The sequence below is a fragment of the Arthrobacter sp. 9V genome, assembly GCF_902506065.1.
Lineage (GTDB): Bacteria > Actinomycetota > Actinomycetes > Actinomycetales > Micrococcaceae > Arthrobacter.
In genome coordinates, this window is record NZ_LR732912.1 from 3,606,134 (window position 1) to 3,620,809 (window position 14,676).

Consider the following 14,676-nt stretch of genomic DNA (forward strand, 5'->3'; position numbering starts at 1 on the left):
GGCGCGATGGCGCGCAGGGGTAGTGCGTGATGACACGTAGGTAGCCTCTCCCAATGCCTGCGAGGTGAGCTGTCGGATTCGGATGGGAGTCATCCGGCCGCGCTGCTTCAAGAGAAGCTTTGCGACTTAACCCCAAGGCCTTCTCACGAAGACCAGAAGTGGTTCCCCCGCCCCTGCCAGACGATTTATGCGAACGGACCTTGAGCGGTGGCAGAGCTAGGCAATCCACTCAAGTGCACCGGCCCCCTAAAAAGCCGATGCGCTCTGTACGCTATAACAATTGAACGCAAATGTCACATTCAGGTCACGGGGTGTTCCGCAAATGCGAGAGGCGACCATCAAGTGGGTTAGAGCCAGCCCATGGGGTCTACTACTTCACCGTTGACCTGGACCTCAAAGTGGAGGTGGCATCCGGTGGAAGCGCCCGTAGTGCCGCTCAGCGCGACGGTGTCGCCGCGGTTCACGGTCTGTCCTACCTGAACGGTGAAGGACGACAGGTGGTTGTACGTGGTTTCGAGGCCGTTGCCATGGTCGATGACCACGCGGTTGCCTCCACCGTACTCATGCCATCCGGCGAAAGTTACTTTGCCGGTGGCTGCTGCGTGCACAGCGGTGCCGCACTGGGCTACGAAGTCCTGGCCGCGGTGGAAGTCCCCGGCGCCGCCCGTAAGCGGGCTGACGCGGTAACCGAACGGTGACGCCGTGGTGAGCGTGTCAAGGGGGCTGGCCATGGTGCCCACGGATGAGGCGCGCTGGATGCTTCCGGCCGACTGGGCGCTGAGCAGTTGCTTCAGCTTCCCATCGGGGTCAGCGGCAGTGGCAACGGCGGCGCGGCTGAAGTCGATCTTGGCCGACGCGGCAGCGGAAACCTCGGGTTGGCTGCCGGCAGGGGCAGCTACTGCGAGGGCCGATTCGGTCTGGCCCGATTCGGACGTGGCCATGACAGGGCTGGTGGCCGGCAGGCCGACAGTCAGGGCGAGTCCGGTGGCGGCAAGCGCAACACCGGCTTTCTGCCCGACGCCGCTGGCAGCGGCGAAGTCGGCAACCTGGCGCAACGGGCTCTTACGGCGGCGCACCTGACGCTCGGTGTCGCGGGGCCGGATCTCCGTTACGACGGTGGCTGGCCGCAGCTCAGCAGCGGGGCCGGACGCGCGGCGGCGGCCCCTGACGTTCTGCGATGTCAAACTCTGTTCCTCTCTCAAAAGCCTGCGAAGTTAGCTGTCGGATTCGGGTCAGAGAGTACAAACGACCCGGTCCGCACGAGGCGCTCACGGCACACAGGTATCCCAAGAGGGACTTGTATACGTGGGCACTTCTGCTGCGGACTTCACCCCAAGGCTGCTTCTTTAGACAGCCGCTTGTGGTTCCCCCGCCTCTGCCAGTGGTGGGTGACACACCTGATCCGCTGGCAGAGCTCGGCTCCGGATCAGGTAACGCTTTGGTATCGGCGCTAGTAAATAACTATAGGGGATTAAGGCCCTTGGTAATAAATTCGTTATCAACAACAAGGCGCTCAGCGAGGAGGGCCCTTATCATCTTTTTCGGAAAACCGCAGGTCACGCGCGAGGGAAACCTCCAAAAGTGAGGTTTGACACCCTAATGCCCAACTACGCCTAGTTGAGGGAAACGAAGACGTGCGCGGCAACTTCCGGAGGCAGCTCCAAAGCACCTTCGATGCCGGGAACGCGCACCGAGATGTACTCGCCGACGCGTTCCAGCGAAACATTCGCGCCCGGCCGGATTCCGCCTTCATCCAACTGCGTCAGAAGCTCCGGCTCCACCTGGATGGGCTCGGCGAGGCGGCTGACCACCACGCGGGAATCGGCCGCGTATCCGTCCATGGCCTGCAGCAGGTTGACGTCGAGCCGCGGGAAGGGCTGGCTGGCAAGGCCCCCAAGTGCTTCAAGTCCGGGGATGGGGTTCCCGTAAGGAGACTCTGTGGGGTGCTCCAGCAGCTCGTAAAGGCGACGCTCCACGCGCTCGCTCATGACATGCTCCCAGCGGCACGCTTCGTCGTGCACGTAAGCCCAGTCCAGCCCGATCACGTCAGCCAGCAGGCGCTCCGCGAGGCGGTGTTTGCGCATGACTTCGGTGGCGCGCTTCCGGCCTGCTTCCGTGAGTTCCAGATGGCGGTCGTTGGACACAATCACCAGGCCATCGCGCTCCATGCGGCCGATGGTCTGGGAAACAGTGGGTCCGGAGTGGCGCAGGCGCTCGGCGATGCGGGCCCGGAGAGCCACAATGTTTTCTTCTTCAAGCTCCAAAATGGTCCGAAGATACATCTCAGTGGTATCGATCAGATCCGTCATCCAGCTCAGCTCTCCTCGAACGCAGTTTCTTGCGTAATCTCCACCGTACCGCGTCCCTTGCCAGGGCGGACGGTGTGCACCGCCGCCCCTTGAACGCCAACCCCCAGCCTAGCTTATTTGGAATTACTCTGGATAATTCCGGTCGCATTCGGCGGGACCGCATTCCACGTGGCGGACTATGAAGCCCGCAGGTTCCTGCCCCCGGGCCTTGTCAGGCAGAATTGGGGTGTCGAAGGGGCAGTTGATGCCCCATGCCACCTCCCATCACCAGCCGACACCCATTGGAGCGCCACGTGAGCGACAACAGCATCACCATTCCCGCCGACCTGCTGCCCAAGGACGGACGCTTCGGCGCTGGACCGTCCAAGGTTCGCCCGGAACAGATCGAGGCGTTGTCTGCAGCATCGTCCACCATCCTCGGCACCTCCCACCGCCAGGCTCCGGTCAAGAACCTGGTGGGTTCGGTTCGTGAGGGACTCAGCCAGTTCTTCCGCGCTCCGGAGGGCTATGAAGTTGTTCTCGGTGTTGGCGGTTCAACGGCGTTTTGGGATGTGGCTGCCTTTGGCTTGGTAGAAAAGAAGGCACAGCACCTGTCCTTCGGTGAGTTCGGTTCCAAGTTCGCCGCGGCCACCAACAAAGCACCCTTCCTTGATGCTTCGTCCATCATCAAGGCCGAGCCCGGAACCCGTCCGGTGTCCCAAGCCGAAGCCGGCGTTGACGTTTACGCCTGGCCCCAGAACGAAACGTCAACAGGTGTGGCCGCTCCCGTGAAGCGGGTCCAGGGTGCTGACGAAGGCTCCCTCGTGCTGGTGGACGCTACTTCTGCGGCAGGCGGGCTTGACGTTGACGTCGCAGAGTCGGACGTCTACTACTTCGCCCCGCAAAAGAACTTCGCCTCCGACGGCGGCCTCTGGCTGGGGCTCTTCTCCCCCGCCGCCCTGGAGCGCGCCGCACGCGTCAAGGCCAGCGGACGCTGGATCCCTGACTTCCTGGACCTGCAGACAGCCATTGATAACTCCAAGCTGAACCAGACGTACAACACCCCGTCGCTGTCCACCTTGGTGACCTTGGATGCCCAGGTCCAGTGGCTCAACAGCAACGGCGGCCTGGACTTCGCCAGCAAGCGCACGGCAGACTCCGCCAACCGCATCTACTCCTGGGCTGAGGCCTCCGAGTACGCAACACCCTTCGTTGCCAACGCCGAAGACCGCTCCAACGTCATCGCCACCATCGACTTCGACGACTCCATTGACGCCGCAGCGATCGCCAAAGTCCTGCGTGCCAACGGCGTGGTGGACACCGAGCCATACCGTAAGCTCGGCCGCAACCAGCTCCGCATCGCCACGTTCGTGGCCATCGAGCCGGACGACGTTTCCGCGCTGCTCGCCAGCATTGACTACGTGGTGGGCGAACTGAAGAAGTAGCACCAAGGCTGAGGTCGGCGTCGTGCGGGTTGTTCCCGGACGGCGCCGCCGGCGTTTAAGGCGCGCTGGCCGGTTAAGGCGTGCTAGCTGCCCTGCCGGCGCGCATCGCCGTCGTCCGTCTCCGGAGGGGCCAACAACGACTCAACCCGAAAGTGCTTCAGCCCCCGGGCGCGCCGGTCAAAGCGCAGCCGGAGTTGCTTCGCACGGATAATCCACAGCAGGCCCACGACGGCGGTGCTGACGCCGGCCACCGCCGCGACGCCAACGGCCCACCTGGGCCCACCCACATTGGCCACCCATCCCACCAAAGGCGCCCCGATGGGGGTGCCGCCCATGAAGATGGCCATGTACAGGGACATGACCCTCCCCCGCATGACTGCCTCCGTGGTGGATTGCACGTACCCGTTGGCGCTGGTGATCAGGGTCAGGGCGAAGAGACCGCAGGGAATCAGGGCGAGCCCAAAAAGCAGGGCGTTGGGGGCCAGCGCGGCCAATGCGCTGGCAACCCCGAATCCACCGGCGGCCCCGAAGATCAGCCTGAGCCGCGGCCTTCCTCGCCGGGCAGCCAACAAGGCACCGGTCACCGAGCCGATTGCCATGACCGAGTTCAAGGCTCCGAATGCCCCGGCGTCCATGCCGAATTGGGTCCCCACCATCGCTGCGATGAACAAGGGGAAGTTCAGCCCGAACGTGCCAACAATGAAGATCGCCACCAGGACCACCTGGATATCGGGTCTGTTCCGGACGTACTGCAAACCCTCCCTGATGCGGCCCTTGCCTGCGGCCGCCCTTGGTTGGCTGCGGAGCGAGGAGGCGGGAATGAGTTTCAATGCCCAGAGCATGGCCACGAAGGACACGGTGTTGATGAGGAACACCCAGCCCGGACCCACCACCACCGTCAAAACACCGGAAACAGCAGGGCCGATCATCCGAGCCACATTGAAGGAGGCGCTGTTGAGCGCCACCGCGTTGGGCAGATAATCATCGGTGACGAGTTCGGAAACGAAAGTCTGCCGGACAGGGGCGTCCACGGCGGTGACAATTCCAAGCATCAAAGCAAAGAGGTAGACGTGCCAGAGTTCGGCCACGCCCAGAAGCACCAACACGCCCAGCCCGGTGCTGAGCAGGGCCATGGCCACCAAGGTGAGGAACAGGAGCTTCCGCCGGCTGTAACGGTCGGCCAGCAGCCCTGCCCACGGTGCAAGGAAAAGCTGGGGACCGAGTTGGAGGGCCAAGGTAATGCCCATGGCCCCGGCGTCGTGCGCGGTCAAGTGGTCAAAGACCAACCAGTCCTGCGCCGTCCGCTGCATCCAGGTGCCGATGTTGGAGATCAGCGCACCAAAGAACCAGATGCGGTAGTTGAGGATTCCCAGTGACCTAAAGGTGGACATCAGCGTCCGCCTTTACTGTGGTCACCCCGGGTTTCCGCAATGCTTATTCAGCCCCGGCTTCGTCGTCGTCGGAGTCGTCGGAACCATCGGTTTCATCCGCGTCTTCCGGCTCGTCAGCGTCTTCAGCGTCGTCGGCATCCGCAGCCGAGTCAGCAGCCTCGTCTTCAGCGGCCTGCACGGACTCTTCGCTGACGTCCTCAACGGTCTCCTCCACCAAGGGCGTCTCGTCCTCGGGACGGACGCGCTTGGCCCACGGAACCCATTCCGGAGCCAGGATGGAATCCTCGGAGGGCAGCAAACCGAGCTCGCTCACAGTGACAATCTTGGATCGCGAATTACGGGTCACCACGGCGTACCACTGCCAGCCGCCGTAACCGGCGAGCCGGGATTCGAACAGGTGGGTAACCACGCGGTCGCCCTCCGACTTGGCGCCCAAGTGCGCACCGATTTCTCCCGGGTTGGCAATGCCCTCAACTGCACCACGTGCAACATCGACGGCGGCAGCCAGGAACGCGTCCGGCTTGCCGGTACGCCACACGGGTAAACCGGTGCGGGGTTTGGCCGCGCCGGACTTCCGCGCGGGGGCGTCCCCGTTTCCAGGAGCCTGGGCAGCTTCAGGGCCGGCCTTGGTTTCCTGTGCGGATTCCGATGTCATGGCCGGTCCTAAGCTTCCAGCTCGTCGGCAACCTTGCGCAATGCCAGGCTGATGGCCTTGGCCTTGTTGCCGTCGGGGTACTTGCCTGAAGACAAGGAGCCGGAGAGGTTATCCAGCACCGTAACCAGGTCCTGCACCATGGGTGCGAGGTCCTTGGCGTTCATGCGCTTGGCTTTGGCAATGGAGGGCGTCTTCTCCAGGACACGCAGTCCCAGCGCCTGTGCACCGCGGCGTCCGTCAGCGACACCGAATTCAACCCGGGTTCCGGCTTTGAGCTCCGTTACGCCTGCGGGCAGGGACGTCTTGGGCAGGAATACTTCCTGACCGTCTTCAGCTGCGAGGAATCCGAAGCCTTTTTCCTTGTCATACCACTTGACCTTGCCGGTAGGCACGTAATCAACCTTCTTCGTTCTTGCTTTGGGAGACACGTCGGGCCGATCACCGCATCCACAGGGATCTGCGGGATTGAGGGTGACAGCCCGGTCCGTGTTGGTCTGTTCCTTCAAGGTTATCCTGCCGGACCTCCTATTCCCGCTTTGCCGCGATCTTGCAGTCCGCGAACGGGACAAGAGCGGGAGCAAGAGTCCGGAGAAGAATCCTCGTCAAGGGCTGCTGCTAGCGTTGTGCCCATGACTTCCCCGGGTTACCGCCGCCCCCTCATGATCATGGCCGCCGTCGTTGCAGTCCTTTCCCTGACTGCCGTTGGCACTGTGATGGCAGTGGCTTTTAACGGGGGCGTACCGCCGGTATGGGTGACGTGGACGGCCCTTTACGGACTGCCGGTGGCTTTCATACTTGCCATCATCCTGCTCCTTGACTCAGTTCGTCAGCGCCGCCGGCAATAACCTTCACCCCGCTGACCGGCACCAGCGGCCCCGGGGCGGTAACGTTGGATTGATGTCCCTTATTCGCGCGCTCAGCAAGGAACTCGAAGCGCGCAGCGACAAATCGCTGCGGGCTTTGTTTGCCGCGCGGCCGGACCTCATCTCCCCCATGGCGCCCGACTTTGCGGCCCTGGCCGCAAGAGCGAGTGCCCGGGTCAGTGTTCAGCGGGCTTTGGAGCGGTTGAACAAACCCGAAATGCAGGTCCTGGAAACACTGCACCTGTGCACCAATGCCGATACCGGCCACAGTATTTCCGCGGCCGGGCTGAAGAAAGTCATTGCCGGGTCCACTCTTTCGGCACTGGATCCCATCCTCGCCAAATTGCAGGAACTGGCGCTGGTCCATAGGGCAGATCCGCCCGCGGGGTCTCCTGCATCCTCATCCCGTCAGCGCTTTTACCTTCCGGTGGGCAGCCTCAAGGACGTCATAGGAATCTACCCGGCGGGTCTTGGGCGCAGTTACACCGAACTTGTCCGGCTTCAACCGGCCTTCGCCCAGCGGGTAGTTCAGTTGGTGGCTGAGCTTCATCAAAGCGGTGCCGGTATCCACCCCGCCAGCACACCCATGGATGCGGCCCTCGCGCTTCAACGCTGGACCTCTACCCCCGAAAGCCTGCGCGCCATCCTTTCAACGGCCCCGGACCGGACTGTGGGCTTGCTGGACAAATTCGGCAGCTGGGCCATGGGCGCAGTACCTCAAGCACAGCGCCGGGCTTCGGTCACCCACGAAAGTCACGACGTCGGCCCGATCGACTGGCTGTTGGCCCGCGGCTTGCTGGTCCCCTTGGACGCCGGCCACGTGGAGCTTCCCCACAGCGTGGGGCTTGCCTTGCGCGGGGGTGCGATCGTGGATGACTTCACGCTGGCACCCCCGGTTCCGGAGCTCGGCCACACCAGTGCAGCCTTGCGACGCAATGCGGCCATGGGGGCAATCGCCGAAATACTTCGGCTGACTGCCGAGCTGTTGTTCGCAGTCCGGGAACAGCCGTTAGCTACCCTACGGAGCGGTGGTGTGGGTGTGCGGGAGCTGCGGCGTTTGGCCGAATCCATCCGCCTGGGCGTCCACGAGACGGCGGTGCTCCTGGAGTTGTGCGCCATGGCCGGACTGCTCCGGTTGGACGTGGACAGTTCCACGTGGGTTCAGCCACCCTCGCTCGAATGGCTTAATCTGCCCCGCCAGGAACAGTGGCTTTGGCTGGTCAATGCCTGGCTGGCAAGTGAGCGGGCACCTTCCCTGGTGGGGCAACCCCTCGCCGGCCCGTCGTCGTCGGCCGCGCACCAGGGAGCGGCCGGCACCACCATCAACGCATTGTCCGCAGAGGCGCAACGACCCGACGCTCCGGTGGTACGCCGTCGGGTCCTGGAAATCCTGAACGAGCTCACGGCGGAAGCAGCGGCACCGGATGGCAAAGCTCCCGTTTTGGATGCCGGAGCTGTTTTGCAGCGGGCCGAGTGGGCGCAGCCGCGGATGTCCCGCCGGTTCAGTTCCCTGGTCCGCGGCATCCTTGAAGAAGCCACGCTCCTGGGCTTGATGGGATCCGGAGCGTTGACACAGTTGGGTTCTGCCATGGCTGACGGCCAACCCGAAAAGGCTATGACCATCCTTGGCGAGCACTTGCCCGCCGCCGTGAACCACATCCTCCTCCAAGCCGATCTCACGGCTGTGGCGCCCGGATACCTGGCGCCTGAACTGAGCGAAACGCTGTTGTTGATGGCCGACGCCGAGGGCCAGGGACCGGCGTCGATTTATCGGTTCTCGGCCACCACCGTTCGCAGGGCGCTCGACGCCGGACAGGATGCGGAATCGCTGTTGGCGTTCCTCCGTGAGCACTCGGCCACGGACGTCCCGCAGCCCTTGGAGTACCTTGTCCAGGACACGGCTTCCAGGCACGGCCGCCTCCGCATTGGAACGAGTGCCAGCTTCATCCAGAGCGACGACGAAACAGCCATAACCGATCTTCTCCGCGAGGCCCGGACGTCGGCGCTGAGCTTGGTGCGCATCGCGCCCACCGTGCTCACGTCCTCTGCAAGTCCCCGCGAAACTGCGCGTGTCCTTCGCGAGCTGGGCCTCTCGCCTGCGGTGCAGGAGGCTGAAACCGCCGTCGTGCGTTTCAAACGGACCCAGGCGGTCCCCGGCAGCGCCCGCCCGGTTTACACGGCGCCCCGCACGGCTCCGCCGGAGGACGACGTCGAAGCCCAGCTTTCGGTCCTGCGGCAACACCGCGCCGTCCCGGCAGAAACCACCGGCGAAGCGTCCACCCAGCTCGGCCTGGAAACCCTGCAGACGGCCATCCGGCTCAAACAGGCCGTCACCATGAACGTGGTGGACAGTTTGGGGAATTCCAACACTGAAACCGTTGTTCCAGTATCTGTCTCCGGTGGGCGCGTGAGGGTATTCGACCCCGCCAAGGACACCGAACGCGTGTTGTCCATCCACCGGATCATCGATGTGGAACCCGCAAAGGAGCTGCGCTCGTGAAGAGGACTCAATAGTGACCGACGGTCCGCTGATCGTACAAAGTGACAAGACCATCCTGCTTGAGGTCGACCATGAGCTGGCTACCGAGGCCCGGCATGCAATCGCCGCCTTCGCCGAGCTGGAGCGCGCCCCGGAACATATGCACAGCTACAGGCTCACGCCGCTGGGCCTCTGGAACGCCCGGGCTGCAGGGCTGGATGCTGAACAGGTGCTGGACACGCTCCTGAAGTACTCCCGCTTCCCTGTCCCTCATGCTCTGCTGATTGATATCGAAGAGACCATGTCCCGTTACGGCCGGCTACGGCTGGAAAAGGACGCCCAGCACGGACTGGTGATGCGGACCGATGACTACCCCGTGCTGGAGGAAGTCATCCGCGCCAAGAAGATCGCTCCTCTGCTGGGGCCCAGGATCGATGGCGAAACCGTGGTGGTCCATTCCTCCCAGCGCGGGCAGTTGAAGCAATTACTGCTCAAGCTGGGGTGGCCGGCCGAAGACCTTGCCGGCTACGTGGACGGGCAACCACACCTGATCATGCTGGACGAAAGCGGCTGGCAGCTGCGTCCGTACCAAAAGCTGGCCACGGAAAACTTCTGGGCCGGCGGCAGCGGCGTCGTCGTGCTTCCCTGCGGTGCCGGAAAGACGCTGGTAGGCGCGGCAGCGATGGCCACGTCCTCCACCACAACCCTCATCCTGGTCACCAATACCGTCTCTGCCCGGCAGTGGAAGGACGAACTGCTCAAACGGACGTCGCTGACCGAAGACGAGATCGGCGAGTACTCCGGTGCCGTCAAAGAGGTCCGGCCCGTCACCATCGCTACCTATCAAGTCCTTACCACCAAGCGCGGCGGGCTCTACCCGCACCTGGAACTCGTGGACGGGCACGACTGGGGACTGATCATCTATGACGAAGTCCACCTGCTGCCGGCCCCGATCTTCCGGATGACCGCAGACCTCCAGGCCCGGCGTCGGCTTGGCCTCACGGCAACGCTGGTGCGGGAGGACGGACGTGAAGGCGAGGTGTTCAGCCTTATTGGGCCCAAGCGCTACGACGCACCGTGGAAGGACATTGAAGCGCAGGGCTACATTGCCCCCGCTGACTGTGTTGAAGTCCGGGTAGACCTCCCCCGGGACGAACGGGTGGCCTACGCCATGGCAGAGGACGCTGACAAGTACCGCCTCTGCGCCACCTCGGAGACCAAAACCAAACTCGTGGAAGAACTTGTAGCCGTCCACAAGGGTGAACAACTGTTGGTGATCGGTCAATACATCGACCAACTTGATGAGATTGCCGAACGCTTGGACGCTCCCTTGATCAAGGGCGAAACCAGTGTCAAGGCACGGCAGAAACTCTTCGACGCTTTCCGAAAAGGTGAGATTCACACCCTGGTGGTATCCAAGGTGGCCAACTTCTCCATCGACCTCCCCGAAGCCTCGGTTGCCATCCAGGTCTCAGGCTCCTTTGGCTCACGGCAGGAAGAGGCCCAACGCTTGGGACGCCTCCTGCGACCCAAACAGGATGGCCGGGCAGCCCGGTTCTACTCCTTGGTAGCCCGGGACACACTGGACCAGGATTTCGCGGCGAAACGCCAAAGGTTCCTGGCCGAGCAGGGCTACGCCTACAGGATCATGGATGCCAAAGACGTGGGCAAGGACGTGGGGCAGGAGCAGTAGGAAGCCTGCCGGAACAATGTTCCTCAGCCCTCTTGCTATTGAACTCCAGCAACTCTACGATTCCTAGTGAAGCTCTCCGCCCTTAATGGTTGCCCCTGGTCCAGGCAGCTTGGCGGCCAGCCGTCGGCGGGGGGGGGGAAGCCCGCAGCCAGGGAGCCGGCGGTTAGAAGGCCTTGAAGAATCTGTGAATTGATTACCAGAGGATTCCCCAATGCGCAAAGCCCTCCTGGTCCTTTCCGCGATTGTCCTGCTGTCAGCACTCGCACAGCTGTTTTTTGCCGGATATTTCCATTTCCAAAACACCATCGAAGCCCAACGTGATGCCGGCGTCTACCACTCAGTCAACGGCCAATATGTGCTGCGGTACTCAGCGTTGCTGGCCGCGATCGTAGCGGCCATTGCCAAAGTGGGCTCACGCACCATCTGGCTGGCTGCCGGAATTTTCCTGCTCACCTGGCTTCAGCTGATCATCTTCATCGTGGGCGGCATGCTGACGGGCTCCTCACCGGAGTTCATCACCCCTGCGGGCTCGTGGGTGGTGGCCATCCACCCGCTTGTTGGCGCCATGATGATCTTCATGTCCTATTGGTTGTTCAAGCGCGCGCAAGCGGCCGCCCTCAACCCTCAACCGTTGCCTCCCAAGGCTGCCGCTTCGGATGCTTCCACATCCCCCAGCACAGCCTGAGCACCTGCAGCTGTGAATACGTCGCAGCTGCTGGCGGTGGACCTCCTGCTGTCCTTCATGTCAGCCGGCGCCTGGATCGGCGCGGCATGGATGACCGCGTCTTTGAGGGACAAGACCCGCCGGATTGACCTTGCATTGCTGTTATTGGGTGTAGCCGTCGCAGTGACAGTGGGACGGTACGCCTTGCTTCCCGCTTTGGTGGCGGGCAGTTGGTGGTTTGCCAGCGAACGCACAACCATCAACGTGCCTCTGACCATCATCCCCGCGGCTTGGGCCGCGGCGGCCGGTGTTCCGTTCTTGCTGAGGAGGCGGAACACCGGCTCCAAACCTGCCCCACCTGGTCCAGGGCGTTCCCGCGAGTGGGCGGTCCTGGCTTTGGTGGCAGCTTCAGCGTCAGCCGTGGCGTCACTGGCGCTGACCTTCGTCCTGGGGCCATTCCCGTCTCCTTGGAGCCTCGCAGTGGTGCTGTTCATGGTGGCGGCATCTGTATTGATCGCCAAGCTTGCGCTCTTTACGCCTCCGCGGGGCGGCGCATCTCCGGTGGGCAGCCGCCCGACGGCGGTTGCTGCGCTGGCCGGGCTGATGATCTGTACCGCTTTGGGCTCGGGAGTCTTTGCTTGGCTTGGGAGCAGATCGGCAGACGGCGCCACCATTGCTGCCGCCGTCGGTCATCACGGCGGTACGAACGTCACGGTGAAGGATCCGACGCCGGTGAGCAGCCTTGTAGGTGATACCTCGGCCGACGCCGTGGTCCGGCATTACGAACTGACGGCCCGGGTGGAACAGGTGACGCTGCCGTCCGGGCAGACCACCGAGGCGTGGACCTTCGGCAGCCTGCCGGGCCCAGCGTTGGAGGCCCAACTGGGCGAAGTGATGGAGGTGGTGCTGAATAATCGGGATGTATCTGCTGGCGTAACACTCCATTGGCACGGTTACGACGTCCCCAACGCCATGGATGGGGTGGCCGGGGCTACACAGGACGCGGTGATGCCGGGACAGTCCATGACGTATCGCTTCACAGCCGCTCAAGCAGGCACCTACTGGTACCACACGCATCAAGATTCAGCCGAGGGGGTCCGCAAAGGCCTCTACGGCACGTTCGTCGTGCACCACCCCGCATCTTCCCGTGCTGACACGGACGTTGTGGTGGCGGGGCACGACCTCAGCGGTCTGGGGTTGCTGGGCTCCTCAGACCGTGCCACCTGGCAGAGGGCCACTCCTGGCTCGAGCGTGCGGGTGCGGCTCATCAACACCGATTCGGTGCAGCAGCGGTACCTGATCCAAGGCGCTGCGTTCAGGGCCGTGGCGGTTGACGGAACGGAGGTGAACCAACCCCCGGAAGTGACCGGCAAACTGCTGCGACTCGGTGCCGGCGGCCGGGTGGACATCGCCTTCACCATGCCCGCCTCGCCGGTGACCGTGCGTTCGGACGCTGCGGCCGGCGCCGTCGTCGTCATAGCACCGCAGGAATCAGCTGCCGGAGAGTCCCAGGAAGTCACTCCCGATAAACTGCCGGCAGGTGTTTTTACCACAACTCCCGTGCTCGACCTTTTGGATTATGGCAAACCGCTGGTTGAGGATGGCAATGGTTCGGAGCCCGCCCATGCCATCACCAAGGAACGTGCCGTCACACGGGAAGAGGTGATGGTATTGGACCGGCAGTTCCGTTTTGTTGACGGAATCCCCCGGTATGCCTTCACTGTGAACGGGGCAGCCTATCCGCTGGTTCCCTCCATTGAAGTGGCTGAGGGCGACACCGTGAAGGTGACCATAGTGAACAGGACCTCCGAGCCGCATCCGATGCACCCGCACGGTCACCATGTTCAAGTACTGAGCAGGAACGGGGTAGTCCCCAGCGGATCACCGCTCGTCCTGGACACCGTGGACGTTCTGCCGGGCGAAGTGTGGGAACTGCTGCTTCATGCGGACAACCCCGGGATCTGGATGGACCACTGCCACAACCTGGACCACGCCGCCGAGGGAATGATGATGCTCCTGAAGTACCAGGGCGTATCTTCACCGTTCGTCCATGGCGGCCACTCACACAACCGGCCTGAGTGAATGAAGCGCCGCCAGCTGGACTGACAGAGTCAGCCTCAGGCGACCATCCGGCTGGTGACCTCGATCTTGACGTGATCCACCACAGCCCAGCAGTCCTCGTCGCGGAGTTGGGCACTGGCGAACCGTTCGGCTGCGGCCAGGTCCTCAAAGTCCTCGCGCCGGATACGGCCTGAATCGGTGTCCAGGTACGTCACGTGGAACTCGACGTCGCTGTTGCGGTTCTGGTGGATGCTTGCGGGAGCTGCTGTGTTTGCCATGTTTTAAGTGTGGAACGGGGCACTGACATTATTGGAAGCATCCGCAGGCGTGTTGGGATTTCACGTCACGTGCTGTCGTTACCCACGCAGGGGGCTCCCATGGAGCATCCAGAAAACTCCCAGTTTCTGGGAGCATCATGGGTGTCATGAAAAAGAACGGTCCTGAAGCGAAGCTTCTCGTTGTCGACGACGAGCCCAACATCCGCGAGCTGCTGTCCACGTCGCTGCGTTTTGCAGGCTTCGAGGTTGTAGCGGCCGCCAATGGTCGCGAAGCCCTCGCCGCGGCCGATCTCCACTCCCCGGACCTGGCGGTCCTGGACGTCATGCTGCCGGACATGGACGGCTTCACCGTGACCCGGCGCCTACGCGCGTCCGGCAAGCACTTCCCCGTCCTCTTCCTCACTGCCAAGGATGATACGGAGGACAAAGTCACCGGCCTCACCGTAGGCGGTGACGACTACGTCACCAAACCCTTCAGCCTTGACGAAGTGGTGGCGCGCATCCGCGCTGTCCTTCGCCGTACGCAGCCGTTGGAGGACGACGACGCCGTGATCCGAGTTGACGATCTTGAACTCGACGACGACGCCCACGAGGTCCGCCGCGGTGGCACGGTGATCGAGCTGTCGCCCACCGAATTCAAGCTCCTGCGCTACCTCATGCTCAATCCCAACCGTGTACTGTCCAAGGCCCAGATCCTTGACCATGTCTGGGAATACGACTTCAATGGCGACGCATCGATCGTGGAGTCCTACATTTCCTATCTGCGACGCAAGGTGGACATCGATCCCGATGCCGCAGCGCTCATTCAGACCAAGCGCGGCGTGGGCTACGTGCTGCGAACGGCAGAGAAGCGCTGACC

Annotated in this window: 13 protein-coding genes and 2 riboswitches; of the genes, 7 read left to right on the top strand and 6 right to left on the bottom strand. The window is 63.0% G+C overall.

The window, feature by feature from the left end; all coding sequences use genetic code 11:
• Positions 1-40: 40 nt before the first annotated feature.
• Positions 41-202, bottom strand: a riboswitch (cyclic di-AMP (ydaO/yuaA leader).
• Positions 203-347: 145 nt separating this feature from the next.
• Together BACI9J_RS16505 and BACI9J_RS16510 are read right to left on the bottom strand one after the other, a co-directional pair.
• On the bottom strand, positions 348-1,184 hold the full coding sequence (locus BACI9J_RS16505) for a M23 family metallopeptidase (protein WP_159735325.1): 837 nt from the start codon (positions 1,182-1,184) through the stop codon (positions 348-350).
• Between the two features lie 4 nt (positions 1,185-1,188).
• Positions 1,189-1,401: riboswitch (cyclic di-AMP (ydaO/yuaA leader) on the bottom strand.
• Positions 1,402-1,613: 212 nt separating this feature from the next.
• Entirely contained in the window at positions 1,614-2,309 is a 696-nt protein-coding gene (locus tag BACI9J_RS16510) for a metal-dependent transcriptional regulator (protein ID WP_159735326.1), read from the bottom strand.
• Positions 2,310-2,602: 293 nt separating this feature from the next.
• Between BACI9J_RS16510 and serC the strand changes: the two genes are divergently transcribed.
• Positions 2,603-3,733, top strand: coding sequence for a phosphoserine transaminase (gene serC / locus BACI9J_RS16515; RefSeq protein WP_159735327.1), 1,131 nt, complete (start codon positions 2,603-2,605; stop codon positions 3,731-3,733).
• An 83-nt stretch (positions 3,734-3,816) separates the two neighbouring features.
• Here the strand turns inward: serC and BACI9J_RS16520 are convergent, their stop codons facing one another.
• Genes BACI9J_RS16520 through BACI9J_RS16530 form a run of 3 tightly spaced genes read right to left on the bottom strand, consistent with a single transcriptional unit; the run spans position 3,817 to position 6,171 of the window.
• On the bottom strand, positions 3,817-5,124 hold the full coding sequence (locus BACI9J_RS16520) for an MFS transporter (RefSeq protein ID WP_159735328.1): 1,308 nt from the start codon (positions 5,122-5,124) through the stop codon (positions 3,817-3,819).
• Positions 5,125-5,167: 43 nt separating this feature from the next.
• Positions 5,168-5,779 carry a DUF3027 domain-containing protein gene (locus tag BACI9J_RS16525; protein ID WP_159735329.1) on the bottom strand — a complete coding sequence of 204 codons (612 nt, stop codon included), beginning with the start codon at positions 5,777-5,779 and terminating at the stop codon, positions 5,168-5,170.
• 8 nt (positions 5,780-5,787) lie between these two features.
• On the bottom strand, positions 5,788-6,171 hold the full coding sequence (locus tag BACI9J_RS16530; RefSeq protein WP_026543217.1) for a cold-shock protein: 384 nt from the start codon (positions 6,169-6,171) through the stop codon (positions 5,788-5,790).
• Positions 6,172-6,408: 237 nt separating this feature from the next.
• Here BACI9J_RS16530 and BACI9J_RS16535 point away from each other — a divergent pair, with 237 nt between their 5' ends.
• The 5 genes from BACI9J_RS16535 (at position 6,409) to BACI9J_RS16555 (ending at position 13,560) form a co-directional block, all read left to right on the top strand.
• Positions 6,409-6,624 carry a hypothetical protein gene (locus BACI9J_RS16535; RefSeq protein WP_159735330.1) on the top strand — a complete coding sequence of 72 codons (216 nt, stop codon included), beginning with the start codon at positions 6,409-6,411 and terminating at the stop codon, positions 6,622-6,624.
• 52 nt (positions 6,625-6,676) lie between these two features.
• Complete coding sequence (locus BACI9J_RS16540) at positions 6,677-9,142, top strand: helicase-associated domain-containing protein (protein ID WP_159735331.1); 2,466 nt, start codon at positions 6,677-6,679, stop codon at positions 9,140-9,142.
• A 13-nt stretch (positions 9,143-9,155) separates the two neighbouring features.
• Complete coding sequence (locus tag BACI9J_RS16545) at positions 9,156-10,814, top strand: DNA repair helicase XPB (protein ID WP_159735332.1); 1,659 nt, start codon at positions 9,156-9,158, stop codon at positions 10,812-10,814.
• A gap of 211 nt (positions 10,815-11,025) precedes the next feature.
• The gene (locus BACI9J_RS16550) at positions 11,026-11,499 is read left to right on the top strand and encodes a hypothetical protein (protein ID WP_159735333.1); all 474 of its coding nucleotides are present in this window, start codon (positions 11,026-11,028) and stop codon (positions 11,497-11,499) included.
• A gap of 12 nt (positions 11,500-11,511) precedes the next feature.
• Positions 11,512-13,560 carry a multicopper oxidase family protein gene (locus BACI9J_RS16555; protein ID WP_159735334.1) on the top strand — a complete coding sequence of 683 codons (2,049 nt, stop codon included), beginning with the start codon at positions 11,512-11,514 and terminating at the stop codon, positions 13,558-13,560.
• A 35-nt stretch (positions 13,561-13,595) separates the two neighbouring features.
• Here BACI9J_RS16555 and BACI9J_RS16560 read toward each other — a convergent pair whose 3' ends face one another.
• The gene (locus tag BACI9J_RS16560; RefSeq protein WP_159735335.1) at positions 13,596-13,817 is read right to left on the bottom strand and encodes a hypothetical protein; all 222 of its coding nucleotides are present in this window, start codon (positions 13,815-13,817) and stop codon (positions 13,596-13,598) included.
• Between the two features lie 146 nt (positions 13,818-13,963).
• Between BACI9J_RS16560 and BACI9J_RS16565 the strand changes: the two genes are divergently transcribed.
• Positions 13,964-14,674, top strand: a complete 711-nt coding sequence (locus BACI9J_RS16565; protein WP_159735336.1) for a response regulator transcription factor — start codon at positions 13,964-13,966, stop codon at positions 14,672-14,674.
• The last annotated feature ends 2 nt before the right edge of the window (positions 14,675-14,676 follow it).